The sequence below is a fragment of the Reichenbachiella ulvae genome (assembly GCF_025833875.1).
Lineage (GTDB): Bacteria > Bacteroidota > Bacteroidia > Cytophagales > Cyclobacteriaceae > Reichenbachiella > Reichenbachiella ulvae.
The window spans coordinates 4,516,802-4,537,500 of the sequence record NZ_JAOYOD010000001.1 but is presented as its reverse complement, the minus strand read 5'-3'; the positions used below and the strand labels follow the sequence as shown (position 1 = coordinate 4,537,500).

Below are 20,699 nucleotides of genomic sequence, written 5' to 3'. Positions count from 1 at the left end.
GGAATAGAAAGCTTTGATGAAGCTAAGGCTTTCTTCCGACCTGACCTAAGTCTTATTCATGATCCATTCGAAATGAAAAACATGGCCATCGCTGTTGAACGCTTGACACAGGCTATATATAATAATGAGAAGATCCTGATATATGGTGACTATGATGTGGATGGCACCACTTCGGTAGCTTTGACTTACAATTTTCTAAAAGAGTTTAGTTCTAATCTCTTTACCTATATACCTGACCGATATACTGAAGGCTATGGTGTTTCAAAAAAAGGAATCCAATGGGCCATCGACCATCGAGTCGATCTGATCATCACCTTGGACTGTGGGATCCGAGCTGTAGAGACTACCCAGATGGCAGTAGACGAACATATAGATGTAATCATATGTGACCACCATTTGCCTGGAAATGTTCTGCCTGCCGCTATTGCTATTTTGGATCCCAAACAAAAGGACTGTAGCTATTCATATAAGGAACTGTCTGGCTGTGGTATTGGGTTCAAGTTTTTACAAGGCTTTTGTATCCAAAATGGAATAGAAGAACAAAAGCTGCTCCGACACCTTGACTTGGTGGCTGTTAGTATTGCTTCGGACATCGTGCCAATTACAGGAGAAAACCGAATCCTTGCGCACTTTGGAATCAAGAAGCTGAATGTAGATCCTAGTCCGGGATTGCTAGCGCTCATGAACAAAGCTGGAATGCAAAGACCTGTCAATATTTCAAATGTTGTTTTTGGGATTGGGCCGAGAATCAATGCGGCTGGTAGGATCAGTCATGCCAGTGCAGCGCTCAACCTGTTGACCCAGGACAACGAAGCAGACGCCAAAGTCTTTGCTGAAAAGCTAAACCTGGAAAATGAGGAAAGGAAATCCTATGATGAATCAATCACTCAAGAGGCGCTTGCACTGATCCAGGAAGAAGGAGTGAATAAAAGTGCCAACGTACTATTCAAAAAAGACTGGCACAAGGGCATCATAGGAATAGTAGCCTCTCGATGCATCGAACACCACTATAAACCTACCATTGTACTAACTGAATCCAATCAAAAAATCACTGGCTCGGCCAGATCGGTAGATGGTTTTGATATATATACCGCAATAGAAGCATGTAGCGAACATCTCGAACAATTCGGCGGGCACCGATTTGCCGCTGGACTGACTATGAACAAGTCTCAATTAGGCGCTTTCAAAGATCTATTCGAAAAGCAAGTGGGTGCTACGATCACTGAAGAAGAAAAAGTACAAAAGATCATAATCGATAGAGAAGTGAAGTTGGGCGATATTGATTTCAAATTCAATAGCATTCTCAAGCAGATGGGGCCCTTCGGTCCAGAAAATATGCAACCTGTATTCGTTAGTCGTGGAGTGAAACTGCACGGTGATGCGCGGATACTAAAAGAGAAACATCTGAAACTGGCCGTGGTTCAAGAAGATAGCATGGTATTTGATGCCATAGGATTTGGTATGTTCCAATTGGAGTCTCTGACTAGTGACTCCTTTGATTTGGTATATACTGTAGAAGAAAACAATTTCAGAGGAGAGACCTCTTTGCAGCTGATGATCAAAGACATCAGAGAATGCCAGAACTGAACTCTGAATTGAAATTTTATCGTTAAAATTGCCATCAAATCAAAGCGGCACGAAGCAGGGAAAATATGCAACTCAGAGCTGAGAATTTAATCAAGAAGTACAAAAGCAGAACCGTAGTAAAAGGAATCTCGGTCACCGTAAACCAAGGCGAAATCGTGGGTCTGTTAGGACCAAACGGAGCAGGTAAAACGACTTCCTTTTATATGATCACGGGTCTGATCAAACCCAATGAGGGACATATCTATCTAGATGATCAGGAAATTACTGATCTGCCCATGTACAAACGTGCCAAACTAGGTGTAGGCTATTTGGCTCAAGAAGCCTCGGTGTTCAGAAAACTAACTGTGGAAGAAAACATCCTGTCCGTATTGGAGATGAGAAATATCCCAAAATCTGAACAAAAAGAAAAAACTGAATTTCTACTCGAGGAGTTTAGCCTCACCAAAGTAAGAAAGAATCTAGGCCAATCTCTGTCAGGTGGTGAAAGACGAAGAACCGAAATCGCACGTGCCCTGGCTATTGATCCACACTTTGTATTGCTCGATGAACCCTTTGCCGGTGTGGACCCCATTGCAGTAGAAGAAATTCAAAGCATCGTTGCTCAATTAAAAAGCAAGGATATTGGTATATTGATAACAGACCACAACGTAAACGAAACCTTATCGATCACGGATAGAGCTTACCTGATGTTCGAAGGGAAACTTCTCAAATCAGGCACAGCCGAAGATCTTGCTGCTGACGAACAGGTTCGTAGAGTTTACCTGGGTCGACATTTTGAATTGAAGAGGAAAATATAGCAGCCCTTGGAAATACTAAATTCTATTTTAACCTGGGTCATGAAAAAGCGGATTCACCAAATCGAGCTTTTCATGAAATATCCGCACGAAGTTCAGGAAGAGCTTCGCAACCGCCTGATCCATACCGCCAAAAAAACCGAATTCGGTAAAAAGCACAATTTCGAAGGTATCAAATCTGTTGAGCAATTCAGAAACGAAGTGCCAGTGCATACCTATGAGAAGCTATTCCCATATATAGAACGAAGGATGAAGGGGGAAGAAAAGTTGCTTTGGCCAACTGAAATCAAATGGTTTGCCAAATCCTCTGGCACAACCAATGCCAGAAGCAAGTTTATCCCTGTATCTACCGAAGCATTAGAAGAATGTCATTTCAAAGGCGGAAAGGATCTTATATCCATCTATGTAAACAACTATCCTGATAGTCGAATGTTTTCTGGAAAAGGTCTGGGCATCGGAGGAAGCCATCAAGTCAATGAACTAGATCCTACAGCCAGTTCCTACTATGGCGATGTGTCTGCAGTGATCATGGCCAATCTACCTATGTGGGCGCAGATCATCAGGACTCCCTCGCTAGATGTGGCACTAATGGACAACTGGGAAGAAAAAATCGAAAAGCTAGCGCAATCCACTTTGCACGAAAATGTAACTAGCATCTCAGGAGTACCGACATGGACGATACTTTTGATCCAACGCCTAATGGAAATCAAAGGGGTTGACAATATATTAGAAGTGTGGCCGAACCTTGAAGTGTTTTTTCACGGTGCGGTTTCATTTACTCCTTATCGCAACTTGTTCAAAGAATTGATCCCTTCGGATCAAATGAACTATGTCGAAACATACAACGCCTCGGAAGGATTCTTTGGGATACAAGATCAAAAGGATTCAGAAGAATTGCTCTTGATGCTGGACTATGGTATCTACTACGAATTCATTCCCTACGAGTACATGCATGAGGAAAACCCCATAGCCGTCGGTCTGGAAGATGTGGAATTGGGTAAAATCTATGCCATGCTCATTACAACGAATGCTGGCCTATGGAGATACAGCATTGGCGATACGATCAAATTTACTTCACTCAACCCATATCGAATCAAGATAGCAGGGCGGACCAAGCATTTCATCAATGCCTTTGGTGAAGAGCTAGTGGTTGAAAATGCAGAAACAGCAATCGCTGAGGCCTGTGACAAAACAGGCGCCATGATTGATAATTTTACTGCTGCCCCCATTCACTTTACTGAAAAAAGTGAAGGAGGTCATGAATGGATCATTGAATTCAAAAAGAAACCTGAAAGCCTGGACCGATTCATCAGCATTCTGGACGAAACTTTAAGACAGGTAAATTCTGACTATGATGCCAAACGATATAAAGATATGGCGTTAAAAATGCCGGTGGTTCATTGTGCTGAAACAGGTACTTTTTACAACTGGATGAAAAGAAGAGGTAAACTAGGTGGCCAGAACAAAGTACCTCGTCTGGCCAACAACCGCCAATATATCGATGATATCCTGGAGCTGATGGGCGTTCAATGATTAGAATCGACCCAACTGAATAGATAACATTCCATACAAATCGGAAAGATCCTCGTCTGTCACTGTATCTACCCCACTTCCAATCACAAAACGATAACCGGCTCCTACTGCGACCCTAAAATTGTGAGAAATATTCATTTCGATTTGGGCACAGGGATCTACGATAAAAAAACCTGACTGCTCCAAAGTGTAGGAGTTGTCATTGCTCCCACTCTGAAAAAAGTCTGTGTCATCCAAACGGATCTGACCACCTCCAATCAGGACTGGGAAATTCAAGTGAATGATTTCCTTGGGAAACAATTTATAACCTAGTAACAAACCCGCATATCCACCATTGAGTTCGAGATCAACCTGAGAAGCATTGGTCACCTTTGGATCAGTGACCCAACCATACGTACCCACTCCCAGGATTACATTTTTGTTGACCAAAATACCTCCATGCGCGCCTACCAAAAGTGAAAGTTGATCTACTGTGTTTCCTGTTTTAAAATCCAGACTGATAAAAGGGCTCAACTCATTGTCCTTATTTATCAAAGATTTGACCTCATCCTTATCGTCCACGTAGTTTTGAGCTGATGCCATGGACACAACTACAACCGAAAGTATTAATAGAATCGTTTTTTTCATCTTAAAAAATGTATTTAATGCCAATAGAACCATCCCAAAAATCTCCTTCCAATTTGGCAAAACCTATATAACTCAAATAGGGTTTCAAGTCCACATTGATTGAAAGAGGAACACTCAATATGCGGTATTCTATACCTACCACTCCATCAACCCCAATGGCAAAGTAATTTTCCTCAATATAATTGTAGTTCGTAGAGGTCGGGCTGATTACGGCCTTCTCTATTCGGTCATTTTTCTCATATCCACCATGACCTCCCATACCAGCATAAAAATAGAAGTTATCCAAAGTACCGACTCGCATGGGAATGTACTTTTGGGTCAGTACGGTGAGTTGGAGTCCCTGATTGCGGCCACTCAAAAGCAGCTCAACTGCCTGGTCTTCGGATACAAATTTTTTATAGGTGATAGCGGATGTTTCGCTAGCCAGTCGGACACCCGCCGAGCGGTTATATTCCTGTGCCAAAGCTCGCTCCGACATCAGGTAAAGTAATACTAGCAGCAACAACGCAGTTGGTTTGAAAGTAATCTTCATTGCCTCATTTATTTAATTTAGGGTCAATGACATAGACGAAAACATCGCCAGTCTCACTATGAACATTCACCGTACTTTGCTTTACATTTTGGTTGCCAATCTTTCCTTTTAAGGTGACGACTTTATCTTTTTCATCGATGACCGTACGATCAAGTTTCAATAAATTCTTAGACAGATACAGTTGCTCTTGTCTTCCGTACAAACTGATTTGCATATTGGCTCCCTGATCAAAGGTGAGATTGATGTCTCCAGATTCGCTATAGATATCCACATTCGAAAAGTTGGATTTTATTTTAGAAATAATGATCTCTCCATAGTTGAGTTTAAAACTGATGAAGCCATCCAGCTGTTCCATTTTGACATCAGAAAAACTCGCATCACCTCTGAACATCTGCACTTGATTGACAATTATTTTATCATTTCTGGATTCCATTTTCAAGCTTCCGGAGTTTTGAATATGAATTTCTGAAGAAGTGCTTTCCAAATCCAGATCTTCAACCTTTTCAAGTACCAAATCAGCGCTGCGCAAGACCATGAAGCCCTGCTGTATGCTTCTTATATTTGCCTTACCAAAACTCAAATCCATTCTGGTTAGTCCAGTAAAATTATGGGCTTTGAGGTCTCCATGGGCTAGATTGAATTTTGAACTACCGAGTGTCCCTCCGATATACACATCGCCAAATTTGTTTTCCAGATTGACTGTACTTCCTTCTGGTACATAGAGCTCATAGTCTATGTTCACCTTATTTCTATTAGTCAGGGTCATCGAATCATCCACCAGACTATTCCACTTCTCTCTGAACAAACCTGAATTTTTATCCAAATCAGTTTTCGCAGTAACGAACCCTCCGAAGTAATGGATATCTATGCTAACCCGATCCATCAACTTGCCGATTTCTTCGTTGTTTCGTTCGTAGGCTGTGATATCAACCTTAATCACAACAGAATCCTGATTCCATGTGTTGATGACTACCTTTCCGTATTTGTTTACGATATCCAGTGTGGTGTTTTCGGTGACCGAATAGGCGCTAAACATCGTTTTGGTTTGTTTCTGGAGGGGTTGAGCAGTAGCCTGCACCAATCCAAAAATCCATAAAACCAAGAAGAGAATTTGTCCTAAACTAGGCATCTACTTTTTTCTTCTTATCCTCCAGCTCTTCTAGTATGCGCTCGAGTACTTCCAACTTCACCTTATATGTGGCAATCATCGCGTTGATGACCTCTTCATTATCGGCGTTATCCTTGAGATCTTCTTTGAGTTCTACGAATGCCTGATCCAATACTTCCAAATCCTGAAAGATGGTTTGATCATTTTCAATCGCCGAAATCTGAGAAACCTTGATGTTGATTTTACTCTGATAATAGGTTTCCACTTCGCTTAGCTGAGATGAGGCATAATCATCGGACTGCTCGACAGGATATAAAACAAAAGCTACAACAGCCGCCAGCATACAAGCCGCAGCCCCTTTCCAAAGGTTTCCTAACCACTTGCTCCTTTTTTCCAAGGACTTCTCCTTCTTGTCCAAGCCAGAAACGATGTTTGCCCAACTATCCTGATCCAATTCGTACTGTTCAAACTCAGATCTGTTCTTCTCAATATGATCTTTCCAATCATCCTGTACCATAACTCTGATCTTTTTGTTCTTCCAAAATATTTCGAATTCTCGCTTTTGCCTTGCTAAACTGCGATTTGGATGCCGACTCAGTGATATTCAGAATCTGTCCAATTTCCTTATGATCATAACCTTCGAATAAATAAAGGTTCAATACTGCTCTATGTCCAGGCGCTAACTTTTCAATTGCCTCAAGCACCTGCTTTGCCTCCAGCTGAATGAGATCATCGTCATTCTCTATTTCTTCTACCACCTCAATTCCCTCTTCCAATGACAAGGCGAAAAGTTTCTTTTTTCGCATGGCATTCAGACACTTGTTGATGGTGATTCTCTTGATCCAGGCACTAAAGAAGCTGATGTCCTTTAACTTTTTTATCTGAATAAAAGCTTCCACGAAAGACTCCTGAAGCAAATCCTTGGCCTCATCTTCATCTACCATCATTCTTCGGCAGATGTTATACATGGCACTGGAATACAACGAATACAATTGATACTGAGCCTTTCGATCTCCTGTCTGGCATTTCCCTATGATTTCCTTGTGTATTTCGCGTTGCACTTTCTTTTAGTTTGCTTAGGTCTTGTAGTATAGACACTACGATTGAGTTAGGGTTTCCTTTTTAACGAAAATAGTTTCTTTTCGATGAAATCTATCTTAGAGATTAGATGTTAAAGGAAAATACAGATGAAAATATAAACCCTTTGTAAAAATCTGATGAAGAGGTTCGATGGAAACCAGCCATTTTCAATTCTGAATTGATCTCCTTTAGCTGCCTACTTTCTAAACTGGCTACCAGATGGAAAAAGCCATGCATCAATTGCGAGAACCAAGCATGCCATCTTTTATTAATCTGAAAATCTGCCACTAACAATACCCCATTTGGAGAGAGACAATTACTCACTTTCTTCAATAAAAATCTCAAATTGTCTATTTCGAAAAGATCAAAAATAAAGTTAGCAATCACTACATCGTATGATGCTTCAATATCCAAAGTAAGCACATCTTCAAGTACATAGTTGACATGGATATTTGAAAAGCTACGGCCTTTCGCGATTAGCATCATCTTTTCGGATAATTCTACGAAATCAACTGCTAGACTCATCTCCAAATCGTCCAAATAAGATAGAATCTGCCCAGAACCACCCCCAAGAACCAATACTCGACTCCCTGCTTTGATTTGATGAAGATGGGCTCTTTTGGCATCATCCAGTCTTCCCCAAAACACCAAACTTTTCAGCTGATCATAGATCGGCGCTATGGCATTGAAATTATTCAAAACAAGAAGATAAAACCGGGCAAGAAGAAAATGAAATCACCAATCAATCGATATCCTTCTTTGATTTGAAACCAGTCACGCCTCCAATACAAAACCAATAGTATAATGAACATTGAAAACATGACACCCAAATATGGAAACCACAAATCTGGCCCTGCAAGAAATAAGGAAACCCCAAATGAAATGAATAACAAAGCATACAATAACTGTAGGGCTCGTTTCAAATGTGACTCCCCAAAAATAGTAGCCCATGAACTGAACCCATCGGCTTGGTCTTTGTCCTTCTCATATAGGGATAGCAACAATAGGTTGGATAGTGCAAGCATGGTTAAAATCAGAAAAATCGACGAAGTAGGTAGTGAAAAAGCCAAACCTACAGACCAGGGGCCAATAAATATCCCAACTGAATAAAGCACTGCAATTAGTAACTCTTTGGCGATAAAAACCTTGAGCCACCAGGTCAAAAGAAGATAAAGCCCCACCAAACCCGCTACCACTATCCCCCAAAGCAGCGTGTCCGCTGGTAAATAAAAAACCAGCGCCAGGCTACAAAAGGCTACCGACAACAGTATGGTGAATAAAGTGCTCGCATACTTCCAATGAAATGCATGTCTTGGCATGGAAGGCTCTCCTTTAATCTTGCGGGCATCTAGTAGGTGATCAAGGGTATAAATCATCCAAACACAAAAGAATAGTGCCAGGGAAATAGTCCAGGGTAGCTCGACATCAAAAACATAAGCTATGGCGTTAGTCTGAATCACCGCACTCAAAGCAATGTCCAGAGATAGCCATGTGGCCTTCCTTAATAGTGATATGACTATAGAAAAAATCAAACGTAGTACAAAAAAAAGCCCTGTTCAGAATATGAACAGGGCTTTCAAGTTATTAAATATTATTTGAATTAAGAACCGCTTGCCAGTGCCTCAGCACCACCCACGATTTCCAAAATTTCTTTTGTAATCGCTGCCTGACGAGTTCTGTTATACGTCAACTTCAATTCCTTCAATAGTTCGCCTGCATTGTCAGTCGCCTGATCCATAGCAGTCATACGTGCACCGTGCTCAGAAGCATTTGATTCTAAAATGGCTTTGTAAAACTGAATTTTCAAAGACTTAGGAATCAATTCGCTTACCACATATTCAGCCGATGGCTCAAAGATATAATCTACGTCCTTTTTAGCTCCAGATTGCTCTTCATTCTCTTCAGCTTCCTGAACAGGCAAGAAATTCTCCGCTCTTAGAATCTGAGTTGCGACATTCTTGAACTCATTGTAGATCAAATCCACTTTGTCGTATGTTCCATCCTTGAAGGCAGCCATCACGTGCTCCGCTGCAGCTCTGGCTGTATCAAAAGATAAATCAGCAAACATGCCTTCGAATCCAGAAACTACTTGGTAGTTTCTTTTGGTGAAGTAATCATAGGCTTTCTTTCCAATCGGAAGAATGTGAACACCATTGTGCTTTTCTTCATATGAATACTTCTCCTTGATCGTGCTTATTGCTTTCTTAAACGCATTGTTGTTGAAAGCACCACACAGTCCTCTATCAGAAGAAACGACCACCAACAGCACATTCTCTACTTCTCTTACTTCACCGTAGGCGTTTTCAACATCACCTCCCAGTGCAGTAGATACGTTTTGCAATATCCCTGTCAGCTTTTGCGAATAAGGTCTCATCTGCGTAATGCGATCCTGCGCACGCTTCAACTTGGCAGCTGCCACCATTTTCATGGCGCTAGTAATCTGCTGTGTCGAAGTGATAGATTGTATCCTATTCTTTACTTCTTTTAAATTAGCCATTTAAGCTTCTTATTTTACTTCAAAACCTTTTGCTACTTCAGCAGCGATAGCGCCTACTTTTCCAGTCAATTCATCGTCGAATTTACCAGCAGCCAATTGATCGATCAGATCAGAATGCTGTGACTTCATTAAAGTAGTGAATTCCTTTTGATAAGCCTGTGCCTTATTTACAGGAACTTTATCCATGAAACCTTTGGTAGAAGCATAAATCAATGCTACCTGCTCACCTACTGGTATTGGAGAATACTGAGGTTGCTTCAAGATTTCCTGGTTTTTCTGACCTCTTTCGATCGTCAATTTAGTCGCTGTATCCAGGTCAGAACCAAATTTAGCAAAAGCCTCTAGTTCTCTAAATTGTGCCTGATCTAGTTTCAAAGTACCTGCTACTTTCCTCATTGATTTGATCTGAGCAGATCCCCCTACACGAGATACAGAGATACCTACGTTGATCGCTGGTCTGATACCTGAGTTAAACAGGTTAGTCTCAAGGAAGATCTGACCATCAGTAATCGAAATTACGTTGGTAGGAATATATGCAGAAACGTCACCCGCAGCAGTCTCGATGATCGGAAGGGCAGTCAAAGATCCACCACCTTTTACTTTTCCTTTCAATGATTCTGGCAAGTCGTTCATCGCCTGAGCAATGTCATCGTTTTCGTTCAACTTAGCCGCTCTCTCTAGCAATCTTGAGTGAAGATAGAATACATCACCTGGATATGCCTCACGTCCTGGAGGTCTTCTCAATAGAAGAGACACCTCACGGTAAGCTACTGCTTGCTTAGACAAGTCATCGTAAACCACCAATGCTGGACGCCCTGTGTCACGGAAGTATTCACCGATCGCAGCACCTGTAAAAGGAGCAAAGAACTGCATAGGAGCTGGATCAGAAGCAGAAGCGGCAACTACCACTGTATAATCCATAGCCCCAGCTTTATCCAATGCACTAACGATACCAGCCACTGTAGAAGCTTTTTGACCTATAGCTACATAGATACAAAATACAGGCTCTCCTTTTTCATAAAATTCTTTTTGATTGATGATCGTATCGATCGCAACGGCAGTCTTACCAGTCTGACGGTCACCGATGATCAACTCTCTTTGTCCTCTACCAATTGGAATCATCGAATCGATAGAAGTAATACCTGTTTGAAGTGGCTCATCTACAGGTTGTCTGTAGATTACCCCAGGTGCTTTTCTTTCCAATGGCATCTCGAACAATTCGCCAGAGATAGGACCTTTACCATCGATAGGGTTACCCAAAGTATCCACTACACGTCCGCATAGACCATCACCTGCTTTGATCGAAGCGATTTTTTTCGTTCTCTTTACAGTGTCACCTTCTTTTACTTGAGAAGATTCCCCTAAAAGTACCGCACCCACATTGTCTTCTTCCAGGTTCAAAACCATTGCCTTTAGGCCGTTTTCGAACTCTAAAAGCTCACCTGATTGTGCTTGGGTCAAACCGTAGATACGGGCTACACCGTCACCAATCTGGAGTACAGTTCCAATTTCCTCGAGTTCAGCTTCTGTTCTGAAGTCTGAGAGTTGTTCTCTCAATATTGCTGATACTTCGTCTGGTCTTACATCTGCCATTGTATTAATACGTTTATTATTCTTCTATTATTTGGGCCCAATCAGGCTTGACTTACAAAATTTCTTTGGCTGAATTTCAATTTCAGCTCTCTTAGTTTGCTACTGATACTATAATCGATCTGTCTGTCACCAATCTTCAATACGAACCCTCCAATGAGGTCTTCGTTGATTTTTTCGGTGAGCACTACTTCTTTGTTAGTGATCTTCTTCACGATAGCTTCTACTTCTTTTCTGATATCAGCAGAAATAGGAGCTACTGTAGTAATAGTAGACTCAATTATTCCTTTGTGCTCGTAGTATAGCTCAGTAAATGCCTTGGCAACTTCTGGCAAATAGCTTTCTCTCTTCTTGCGAGTCAAAAGTTTAAAAAATGCCAAAGTCATCTCATTGACTTTACCTTGAAATATCTTTTCCAAAATGGTTAGTTTCTTGCCGTGAACCACGATAGGATTTTTGATCATCAAGAACAGGTCGCGGCTCTCCTTGCAGACAGCAGTAAAGCTTTCCATGTCCTTTGCGATCTCTTCGAGGATTCCCTTTTCAGAAGCTAGCTCCAGCAGGGATTTGGCATATCTCGTGGCTATTCTGTGCTCTGACATATTAGCTTACTTTGATGTCCTTAATCAATTCCTGCACCAGGGTTTCCTGCGCTTTCTTATCTTCCAGATTTTTTCTCAATATCTTTTCTGCAATATCAAGAGATAGCGAAGCAACCAAGTCCTTCACCTCGGACAAAGCAGCATTCTTTTCAGAATTGATCAAAGCACGTGCATCCTCAGTCATTTTGGCTGTGATTTTAGCTGTCTCTTCTTTTGCTTCTTCCTTGATCTTCTTAGCGGCATCATTAGCAGCAGCTAGTATTTTGTCTCTCTCGGCTCTAGCCTCCTGAAGAAGGTATTCGTTGTCTGCCTTGAGTTGTGAGATTTCTTTCTTTGCATTTTCTGCAGCATCCAGAGAATCAGCGATGAAACCTTCGCGTGCTCTCAATGCATCAGTGATCGGTCTCCAAACGAATGCGGCCAACAAGCCCAATACGATAAGGAAAGTAATCGTCTGCCAAAAAATTAACCCTATACCTGGAGTAACTAATTCCATTTCTTTATATCTAATTTTATGATTCTAAAATTGAAAGTCTTCCCGGCTAACCCGGGAAGACTTATCATGCTTTTTACTTAAACGATATAAGTAGACAAACTACCACACCGAAAAGAGCAACACCTTCAATAAGAGCCGCTGCAATAATCATTGCAGTTTGAATCTTACCTCCAGCTTCAGGCTGTCTAGCGATTGATTCCATAGCAGAACCACCGATTTTACCAATACCTAATCCCGCGCCTATCGCAACAAGACCAGCACCGATACCAGCGCCCATAATTGCTAAGCTCATGTCCATTAACAAACTTGCTAACATAGTATTTATATTTAAATATTAAACATTCAATCTTAGTGGTGCGCTTCTTCTACTGCAGCCCCAAAGTACATCGCACTTAGTAGTGTGAAGACATAGGCTTGAAGAAGTGCAACAAATAGCTCCAAGAAGTTCATAAAGATCGCAAAAGCTACACTCACAGGTGCTACTGCCATACTCTCGAATATGAAAATCAAGCTAAACAAACTCAAGATGATAATGTGACCCGCCGTGATATTGGCAAAAAGTCTGACCATCAATGAGAATGGTTTCGTCAATATCCCTACCAACTCGATTGGGATAAGAATAATCAATACTGGCCAGGGCACACCCGGAGTTGCAAATATGTGCTTCCAGTAATATTTCTTAGTACTGAATAGTGTGATCAGCAATACGATGAATGCCAATACGAAAGTCACTGAGATGTTTCCTGTCAGGTTAGCACCCCCAGGCATCAGACCTAACAGGTTGTTGAACCAGATGAAGAAGAACAATGTCAACAAGAAAGGTAGAAACCTTCTGTGCTGCTTCTCTCCAATGTTAGGAATTGCGATTTCGTCACGAATGAAAATGATGATAGGCTCAAAAAATGACTGAATGCCTTTTGGCGCTCTTTTTGGATTCTTGTACCCTTTTGCCACAGTGAAGAAGACTGCTAATAACAAAAACGCACTTAAGAATAAAGACGCTACATTCTTGGTGATTGAGAAATCTAAAGGATGGCTACCATCTAAAGCTGCAATATGACCATGCTCCAGTTTGTAACCATTGTACTCAACCAAATTGTGCTCTTCGTCGTAAAAATTCGATGAAGAAAAAATCTCTAAACCATTGTCGGTATAAAGAATAACCGGCAAATACAAAGTACCATAGTGTCCATCGAAGAAATGCCAGATGTAATCATCTACTATGTGATGCGTAATCATCGCACCCGGATCGAAAGCCTCTCCTTCCCCTCCTTCTGCGGCAAAAACACCCGTAGATGTAACTAACAGTAATAATAAAGCTAATACTTTGACTTTTAGTAGCTTAGAAACAGCTATTATATTCTTCATTTACCCTTACTTCAAATTCGAGCGCAAGTTAGACAATACACTACTGATTTCAAACACTAAGTAACACAAATAGAGCACCGCAAAGTTGATTATGAACAAGCTACGGTCGGCAATCCCAATGAGAGCTACAGTGACCATCGCAAAGATGGCAATGAGCAGCCTGGCAGTCACTGCACCAAGCAAAACCAGGGTCTTATCCATATCCAAAGTTCGCTGCGCTACCTCTGACAAAACATGAATACCCAAGCTGACCACCCAAAAGAAAACGATAATCCAATGCAGGTAACCATGCAAAATCCCTGGCCCTACCCAGAGCCGTAGCAGCTGGTCTACCCCTAAAAGGAAAATTGAAAAAACTGAAATACGAATCAAGCCTCGTGTCATGTTACTCTTTTGGTAATTTTCTGATCAAATAAATAAGTGAGGATGTCACTCCTCCCATAGATAAGAAAATGGTGAAAATAGGATATTTCAATTCCAGCCATTCGTCTATTTTGATACCTCCCCAAACACCTAATAATATAAAGGCTAGCATTTCGAATGCTAGCCCAGAATATCTTAAATAATTGTAAGCAGGTTTCTTATTCGGCTTTTCTGATGGGAGATTTCCCTTCTGCTGCTTTGTCACCAATTCTGATTTCTTTGATCGTAACGCCCATTTTACATCCTCCATTGAAGGTAGCTCCTGACTCGACGATCAGTTTGTTGGTGATAATGTCACCACTTATCACTGCAGATGGCTTTAAAATTAAAAGTTCAGATACCTCTACCTTACCTGACACATTGCCGGCTATCTCGGCATTTTGAGCCAGGATATTTCCTTCGATATGAGAAGAATGGCCACATGCCGCTTTAGACTTAGTCTTGATGTTTCCGATGATCTTACCTTCTACACGAATATTGCCATAGGTCTCGATGTCCCCTGTTAGCACTGTCCCTTTGCCGATAATATTACTGGAATTACTCAATTCTTGTTCGTCTTTCATTTCTTGCTTGTTTGAAAACATAACAAATGGATTTAAAATCTAATGAATTCCTCCGGGTCGATGGGGTTTCCATCGTACCACAGTTCAAAATGCAAATGAGGCCCTGATGTCAGCTCTCCAGTATTACCTATAATGGATATGACCTCTCCCGCGGTTACAAAATTACCAACCTTTTTAAACAATTCCGAATTGTGCTTATACATCGAAATCAAATTCCCGCGATGTTGTATCGCAATGACATATCCTGAATCTTGCGTCCACGACGAAAACACAACGGTACCGTCTGCGACCGCCTTAATCGGCTCATCCTGCTTGGCCACAATATCTATGGCTAAATGATCCTCCTGTGGATCAAAACCATCCGAAATGATACCGTCCACAGGCTTGAAGAGATAAAAATCCTGCAGTTCTTGAGACAGTGCAGATGAAGCCGTCGGCAATTCAACATCTCGATTCTCAAATTCTTTTCTAAACTGGGAATCAATAGGATTTATTTTTTCATCTGATCTCACAATCTCTTTGATCTCACCAGACTCAATATTTTCAGAGCCTTCTACCTGATCAAATTGATCATCTTCACCACTGATTATTTTTTTTACATTGGCAATGAACTGCTCTTTTTTGTCTACTTCGATTTCCAATGAATCCACCTTCATAGACAACTCAATCACATCGCGAGTCGCCTGAAGCTGTGCATATCTGGGATCAAACCACTTTTCTAAAAGTGTCGTCATGAGATAAAAACTAATAACCGACAGCACCAAAAAAAGGGTAACTATAAAAAGTATGATCTTTGCATAGGTAAACGAGTAGGTTGTCTTCTCAGCGAAGTTTTCCTCATTCCTTACAATGAGCAAGTACTTAGTAGTAAGTCGATTTGATAAGGTTTTTTTGTTTTCCAATTAGCTGTACTTATTAATTTGCGGTAAAAATATATATTAATAGATACTTAGTATTGCAATCTTATATTAATTGCACCAGAGTGATAGTCCATTAGATTATAAAGCATTGAACAAATCCGTCTTCTTAATTATAATATCCTGCTGCATTCTTTTCTTCGCCTGTGCACCAGAGCGAAACAATGTCTTCAGCAATGCCTATCACAATACCACCGCCCACTACAACGCCTATTATATTGCTAAGGAAGACATCAAATCCATTGAAGAAACGATTCACGACAGTTACGAGTGGAATTACAATTTGACCTTACCCATCTTTCCTCCTTTCGATTCTGTGCTTGCCCAATCTTATAACGAGAAAATCGAGCATTGTATAGAAAAAGCCTCCCTGGCTATCCAGATTCACAAGGGCTCCAGTTGGGAAGATAATGCTTATATATTAGTAGGTAAAGCCCGTTTTTATAGTTTGGATTATGCCAATGCTATTGAAACTTTCAAATATGTAAATACGAAAGGAAAAGGAGACAATGAAAAGCACGAAGCGCTAGTCGATCTCATGCGGGCCTACATAGAAGTAAACGAACTGAACAATGCCATTGCCGTGTCAGATTACTTAAAACGTCAAGCCCTCAATCGAAAAAACCTGACTGATCTTTATTTGACAAGGGGTTATTATTATCAAGTGAGGGAAGATCTGGACAATATGGTGCAAAACCTGACCCAGGCAGTACCGCTGATGACAGATGGAAAAGAGGCCTCCCGTATCAACTTCATCATTGGTCAAACTTATCAGTCTTTAGGGTTCGAGGCAGAGGCTTATAATTATTACAAAGAAGCGCTCAAAAACAATCCTCCGTACGAACTGTCATTTTATACCAAATTGAACATGGCGCAAGTAAGCCGTCTGACTAAAAATACGGATATCAAAAAAGTCAGGAAGTACTTTAGAAAGCTACTAAAGGACAGAAAAAATCTGGAGTACAAAGACAAGATCTATTACGAAATGGCCAAGTTCGAAGTACGCCACAACAATCTGGAATTAGGCATGGACTATTATAACCTTTCGATCAGATCCAGTGTGAGCAACAATCGTCAAAAGGCACATAGCTATTGGGAGCTAGGAAAAATCTACTACGATAGTCTGGCAGAATACGAAACTGCCAAACTGTACTATGACAGTACGATGAGTGTGCTTCCACGTGACGAAGAAGAGTATGAAGCCATAGAGACACGTCAAAAAGTACTGGAAAATTTCGTGACCCAACTGGACATCATCCACACCAACGACAGTTTGATCAATCTCGCAGGGATGAATGACGCAGAGTTAGACCTATTCCTGGACGAATACATTGCCAGGGAAGAAGCGGCTGAAAAAGAACGTCAGGAACAAGAGAAAAAAAGACAAAGACAACAGGCAGCACTGGCCTCTCAGCAAATGAACGATCCATTTGGTAATCAGAGCGAACATAATTTTGGTAGTTCTAATTATGAAGGAACTTTATGGTATTTCTATAATCCAAGTGCCGTTTCAAAAGGTCGTGCTCAATTCCGTCAAGCTTGGGGAGACCGACCATTAGAGGATAATTGGAGAAGATCCAGCAAACCAGCCAACCTTTCTGAAGACATTGACAATCAATCTAATGAGACACAAACAGCCAACGTAAATCCTCCAGATAAAGAAGGTGAAAATTCCGATTCTGAGTTTAAAATCGACAAAAGTGAACTAATCGCCTCCATCCCTAAAACAGCTGAAGAGCAAAAGGTACTCCTTGATGAAATAGAAGAAGCCACCTATCAGCTGGGAAACATATATAATTTTGATCTTGAGGAACAGCAAAATGCCATTGACACTTTTAAAGAACTGATCAGAAGGTTCCCTGAAACTGAATATTTACATGAGGTATGGTATTTGCTTTATCTGATATGTCAGGATGTAGGCAATATGACTCAATCCAATTTCTATAAAAGTGAACTATTGAATAAGGCACCAGAAAGTATTTACGCCAAGTTGATTATCAATCCAAACTATAAAGCAGAATCGCAGATAGCCAGTGAGAAGCTTCAATTAATTTATAAGGATGCTTATTCGCAATATAGATTAGGCAATTATGAAGAAGCTCTTACGCTGATCAACGATGGCTTGGCTAAATATCCAGACAATGATTTTGTCGATAATATGAATTTGCTCAAAATCATCGTTCATGGTAAATCTGAATCGGTTTATCAATACGAATATGAGCTGAACAATTTCTTGAAAGAGTATTCTGAGAGTGAATTAGTCCCTTATGTAGACTCACTGGTTCACGCCTCTGAGCAATTCCAAATCAACCTTGTGAATAGTTCAAGAGCTAAGTTTGTAAAGAACTTTGACCAAACCCACTTCTTCGTATTTGTATATGAAACGGATCAGGAGCTTTCAGAAAAACTACCGGTATATTTCAAAGACCTGATAGAAAAAAACCAAATGGAGGTGAGTGTGGGTAATCTCATACTGGACGAAAAATATTCACTCATACTACTTTCGGAATTTGCTAACAAATCTGATGCAGTTGAATTCAATGAAATCGTAGACGAGCAAAAGCCAAGTGAAAAAATAAATAAGAGTGGCAAATTCTATAATTTCGTAATCACGAAAGAGAATTTCAACATTTTCTATCAAACCAAAGAATTAGACACCTACCTCACCTTTTATAGCAAAAACTATCCCTCAAAATGAATATCTATAGAATACTGATCTATGTAGTTTGGGCCATTGTATTAGCAGCCTTTGTAGGAGGATGTTCCACGATTTATGCCATTAAAAATGACTGGAATGGTTGGTTTGGTGGTCTACCTAGTCTTAAAAGCCTGGAGAGACCAGAAGAAGACTTGACTTCCATATTGTATTACGCCGATGGCGAAGAGCAGATAGGTAGTTATTTTAGACACAACAGAACAGCCGTAGGGTATAACGAACTGTCACAAGAACTCATCACTACCTTATTGGTTACCGAGGACATGCGCTTCACCAAACATGCCGGGATCGACCTAAGAGGGCTGTTAAGAGCCGCATCGGGTATTCTGACATTCCAATTCAAAGGGGGCGGTAGTACGCTGACTATGCAGCTAGCAGAAAATCTTTATGGAACTTCAACTGACAATCAGGGTTCTCTTTATTCTAACAGAAAGGTTGGTCAAATCATCACTAAACTCAAGGAGTGGATCATCGCCATTCAACTAGAGTCCTCCTATACCAAGGAAGAAATTCTAGCCATGTACCTCAACACGATAGAGTACGGTGACAACTCATTTGGAATCAAAGTTGCCTCAAAGACTTTCTTCAATAAACTCCCATCAGAAATTACTTATAAGGAGGCTGCCATATTGGTCAGTCTAATCAATGCTCCAACGCGATATAACCCGGTTCGAAATCCTGAAAACGCATTGGCAAAAAGAACAGAGGTACTTTACAACTTGTTCAAATACGGGAAAATTGATCGAGTATCTTATGACAGTCTAAAAGTCTCAGATTTTGGGCTACAATACAAAGTATCTGATCAAGACGAAGGACCTGCCTATTTCAAATTCGTCATTCGTCAGGATCTGATGAGATGGTGCAAAGAAAATGGATATGATCTTTTTGCAGATGGCCTCAGAATCTACACTACTATCGACAAGCGCATGCAGGAATATGCACAGCAGGCCGTTCGTGACCATATGGATACTCTTCAATATATTTTCAACAATCACCTTCAAGGAGATGCTCCATGGATCGATAAAAACGGAAAAGAAATATTGGATTTCGTAGATATGACCATCCAGCGAACGCCTAACTACAGACGATTGCGAGACAAATATGGTGAAGATTCTGATTCGTTAGAATACTATCTAAATGAACCCAAAAAGATGACTGTTTTCTCCTATCAAGGAGAAATTGACACCACCATGAGTTTGGTTGATTCATTGAAATATTACAATCAATTCCTGCAAGCAGGGTTCATGGCTATGGAGCCGCAGACAGGTCACATCAAAGCCTGGGTAGGCGGTATTGATCATAAATATTTCAAATATGATCACGTAAAACAGAGTAAAAGACAACCGGGTTCGACCTTCAAACCATTCGTCTATGCAGCCGCCATCGATTTAGGTTATACACCGTGCTACCCAGTAGTGGATGCGCCGGTTACCTGGGTACTAGAAGATCAGGAAAACCCAAGCTGGACCCCTCAGAATGCAGAAGGCACATACTCTGGAGAAACAATGACCATTCGTCAGGCCATGGCTAGATCGGTCAATTCTATCACTGCCAATATCATGCAAAAAATCAGCCCTCAAGCGGCTGTTGATATGGCTCATGCCTGCGGAATAGAAAGTGAATTAGCAGCCGTCCCATCACTGTGTCTCGGTGCAGGTGGAGATGTCTCCCTTTACGAATTAGTAGGTGCCTACTCCACTTTTGTGAATCAAGGAACCTGGACTGAGCCTTACTATATCACGAGAATAGAAGACAAAAACGGAATAGTCCTTGAGGATTTTGTTCCTAAAAGAAGAGAGGCCATAAGTGAAAAGACAGCTTATCTGATGCTGCACATGCTAAAAGGTGCGGTAGAAGAAACAGGAGGAACCGGTAGAGGCCTATCCTGGGAAGTGAAAAGCAACAACGACATAGGAGCCAAAACTGGCACCACTCAAAACGCCTCTGACGGTTGGTTCATGGGAGTAACTCACAATCTGGTAGCCGGAGCATGGGTAGGCGGTGAAAGCCGCTATGTGCACTTTAAGAACTGGGCCATGGGTCAGGGAGCCAGAACTGCTCGCCCGATTTGGGAAAAATTCATGTTGGACGTCTATGATGACCCTTTGATCGGCGTACAAAAAGGATACTTTAGAAAACCCGCACAACCTTTGGGAGTGGAGTTAGACTGTGACAGGTACAATGGCGTAGATACCGAAACCGATTCTCTAGGTGTCAATAATGTAGATATCGGAGAAGAATTCAACAATATGGAATTCTAAACCGG

At 41.1% G+C, this 20,699-nt stretch carries 22 protein-coding genes (1 of these 22 cut by a window edge); 5 read left to right on the top strand and 17 right to left on the bottom strand.

Translation table 11 applies throughout. The annotated features are described in order from the left end of the window. The 3 genes from recJ to N7U62_RS18525 all read left to right on the top strand — a co-directional run. Positions 1 to 1,587, top strand: partial view of a single-stranded-DNA-specific exonuclease RecJ gene (gene recJ / locus N7U62_RS18535; protein ID WP_264139587.1) — the 3' portion only. 144 nt of this gene lie to the left of the window's left edge; only the last 1,587 of its 1,731 coding nucleotides appear in the window; its start codon lies off the left edge, out of view; it ends in the stop codon at positions 1,585 to 1,587. Between the two features lie 65 nt (positions 1,588 to 1,652). After that, positions 1,653 to 2,384 carry an LPS export ABC transporter ATP-binding protein gene (gene lptB, locus N7U62_RS18530; protein WP_264139586.1) on the top strand — a complete coding sequence of 244 codons (732 nt, stop codon included), beginning with the start codon at positions 1,653 to 1,655 and terminating at the stop codon, positions 2,382 to 2,384. A gap of 6 nt (positions 2,385 to 2,390) precedes the next feature. Then, entirely contained in the window at positions 2,391 to 3,914 is a 1,524-nt protein-coding gene (locus N7U62_RS18525; RefSeq protein ID WP_507173260.1) for a GH3 auxin-responsive promoter family protein, read from the top strand. Here the strand turns inward: N7U62_RS18525 and N7U62_RS18520 are convergent, their stop codons facing one another. From N7U62_RS18520 to N7U62_RS18445, 17 genes are all read right to left on the bottom strand, one after another. Further along, positions 3,915 to 4,541: a hypothetical protein gene (locus tag N7U62_RS18520; RefSeq protein ID WP_264139584.1), complete on the bottom strand. Its 627-nt coding sequence runs from the start codon at positions 4,539 to 4,541 to the stop codon at positions 3,915 to 3,917. It abuts the gene before it with no gap. A 1-nt stretch (position 4,542) separates the two neighbouring features. Further along, on the bottom strand, positions 4,543 to 5,073 hold the full coding sequence (locus N7U62_RS18515) for a hypothetical protein (RefSeq protein ID WP_264139582.1): 531 nt from the start codon (positions 5,071 to 5,073) through the stop codon (positions 4,543 to 4,545). Positions 5,074 to 5,077: 4 nt separating this feature from the next. Continuing rightward, entirely contained in the window at positions 5,078 to 6,202 is a 1,125-nt protein-coding gene (locus N7U62_RS18510; protein ID WP_264139580.1) for a DUF4097 family beta strand repeat-containing protein, read from the bottom strand. Further along, complete coding sequence (locus N7U62_RS18505; RefSeq protein ID WP_264139578.1) at positions 6,195 to 6,698, bottom strand: hypothetical protein; 504 nt, start codon at positions 6,696 to 6,698, stop codon at positions 6,195 to 6,197. Before N7U62_RS18505 ends, N7U62_RS18510 begins: the two co-directional genes overlap by 8 nt. After that, positions 6,685 to 7,242 (bottom strand): RNA polymerase sigma factor, encoded by a 558-nt coding sequence (locus N7U62_RS18500; RefSeq protein ID WP_264139577.1) that lies wholly within the window; start codon positions 7,240 to 7,242, stop codon positions 6,685 to 6,687. The genes N7U62_RS18505 and N7U62_RS18500 overlap by 14 nt, the downstream gene beginning before the upstream one ends. Before the next feature lie 103 nt (positions 7,243 to 7,345). Beyond that, positions 7,346 to 7,960, bottom strand: coding sequence for a class I SAM-dependent methyltransferase (locus N7U62_RS18495; protein WP_264139575.1), 615 nt, complete (start codon positions 7,958 to 7,960; stop codon positions 7,346 to 7,348). After that, complete coding sequence (locus N7U62_RS18490) at positions 7,957 to 8,793, bottom strand: UbiA family prenyltransferase (RefSeq protein WP_264139574.1); 837 nt, start codon at positions 8,791 to 8,793, stop codon at positions 7,957 to 7,959. Before N7U62_RS18490 ends, N7U62_RS18495 begins: the two co-directional genes overlap by 4 nt. A gap of 68 nt (positions 8,794 to 8,861) precedes the next feature. After that, positions 8,862 to 9,758, bottom strand: coding sequence for an ATP synthase F1 subunit gamma (gene atpG / locus N7U62_RS18485; protein WP_264139572.1), 897 nt, complete (start codon positions 9,756 to 9,758; stop codon positions 8,862 to 8,864). 9 nt (positions 9,759 to 9,767) lie between these two features. Then, positions 9,768 to 11,351, bottom strand: coding sequence for a F0F1 ATP synthase subunit alpha (atpA, locus tag N7U62_RS18480; protein ID WP_264139571.1), 1,584 nt, complete (start codon positions 11,349 to 11,351; stop codon positions 9,768 to 9,770). A gap of 41 nt (positions 11,352 to 11,392) precedes the next feature. Then, positions 11,393 to 11,950, bottom strand: a complete 558-nt coding sequence (gene atpH, locus N7U62_RS18475; RefSeq protein ID WP_264139570.1) for an ATP synthase F1 subunit delta — start codon at positions 11,948 to 11,950, stop codon at positions 11,393 to 11,395. A 1-nt stretch (position 11,951) separates the two neighbouring features. Beyond that, positions 11,952 to 12,446, bottom strand: a complete 495-nt coding sequence (gene atpF, locus N7U62_RS18470) for a F0F1 ATP synthase subunit B (RefSeq protein WP_264139568.1) — start codon at positions 12,444 to 12,446, stop codon at positions 11,952 to 11,954. A gap of 73 nt (positions 12,447 to 12,519) precedes the next feature. After that, positions 12,520 to 12,762, bottom strand: a complete 243-nt coding sequence (gene atpE, locus N7U62_RS18465) for an ATP synthase F0 subunit C (protein ID WP_099600625.1) — start codon at positions 12,760 to 12,762, stop codon at positions 12,520 to 12,522. A gap of 32 nt (positions 12,763 to 12,794) precedes the next feature. Further along, entirely contained in the window at positions 12,795 to 13,814 is a 1,020-nt protein-coding gene (atpB, locus tag N7U62_RS18460) for a F0F1 ATP synthase subunit A (protein WP_264139566.1), read from the bottom strand. A gap of 6 nt (positions 13,815 to 13,820) precedes the next feature. Further along, a complete protein-coding gene (locus tag N7U62_RS18455; RefSeq protein ID WP_264139565.1) occupies positions 13,821 to 14,198 on the bottom strand; it encodes a hypothetical protein in 378 nt (125 codons plus the stop codon). 1 nt (position 14,199) lies between these two features. Beyond that, a complete protein-coding gene (locus tag N7U62_RS23290) occupies positions 14,200 to 14,487 on the bottom strand; it encodes an AtpZ/AtpI family protein (protein WP_404818028.1) in 288 nt (95 codons plus the stop codon). Then, positions 14,396 to 14,821: a bactofilin family protein gene (locus tag N7U62_RS18450; RefSeq protein ID WP_264139563.1), complete on the bottom strand. Its 426-nt coding sequence runs from the start codon at positions 14,819 to 14,821 to the stop codon at positions 14,396 to 14,398. The genes N7U62_RS23290 and N7U62_RS18450 overlap by 92 nt, the downstream gene beginning before the upstream one ends. Before the next feature lie 11 nt (positions 14,822 to 14,832). Next, positions 14,833 to 15,534, bottom strand: coding sequence for a M23 family metallopeptidase (locus tag N7U62_RS18445; RefSeq protein WP_264139561.1), 702 nt, complete (start codon positions 15,532 to 15,534; stop codon positions 14,833 to 14,835). A gap of 274 nt (positions 15,535 to 15,808) precedes the next feature. Here N7U62_RS18445 and porW point away from each other — a divergent pair, with 274 nt between their 5' ends. Together porW and N7U62_RS18435 are read left to right on the top strand one after the other, a co-directional pair. Continuing rightward, a complete protein-coding gene (gene porW, locus N7U62_RS18440) occupies positions 15,809 to 18,415 on the top strand; it encodes a type IX secretion system periplasmic lipoprotein PorW/SprE (RefSeq protein ID WP_264139560.1) in 2,607 nt (868 codons plus the stop codon). Continuing rightward, positions 18,412 to 20,694, top strand: coding sequence for a transglycosylase domain-containing protein (locus tag N7U62_RS18435; protein ID WP_264139559.1), 2,283 nt, complete (start codon positions 18,412 to 18,414; stop codon positions 20,692 to 20,694). Before porW ends, N7U62_RS18435 begins: the two co-directional genes overlap by 4 nt. The last annotated feature ends 5 nt before the right edge of the window (positions 20,695 to 20,699 follow it).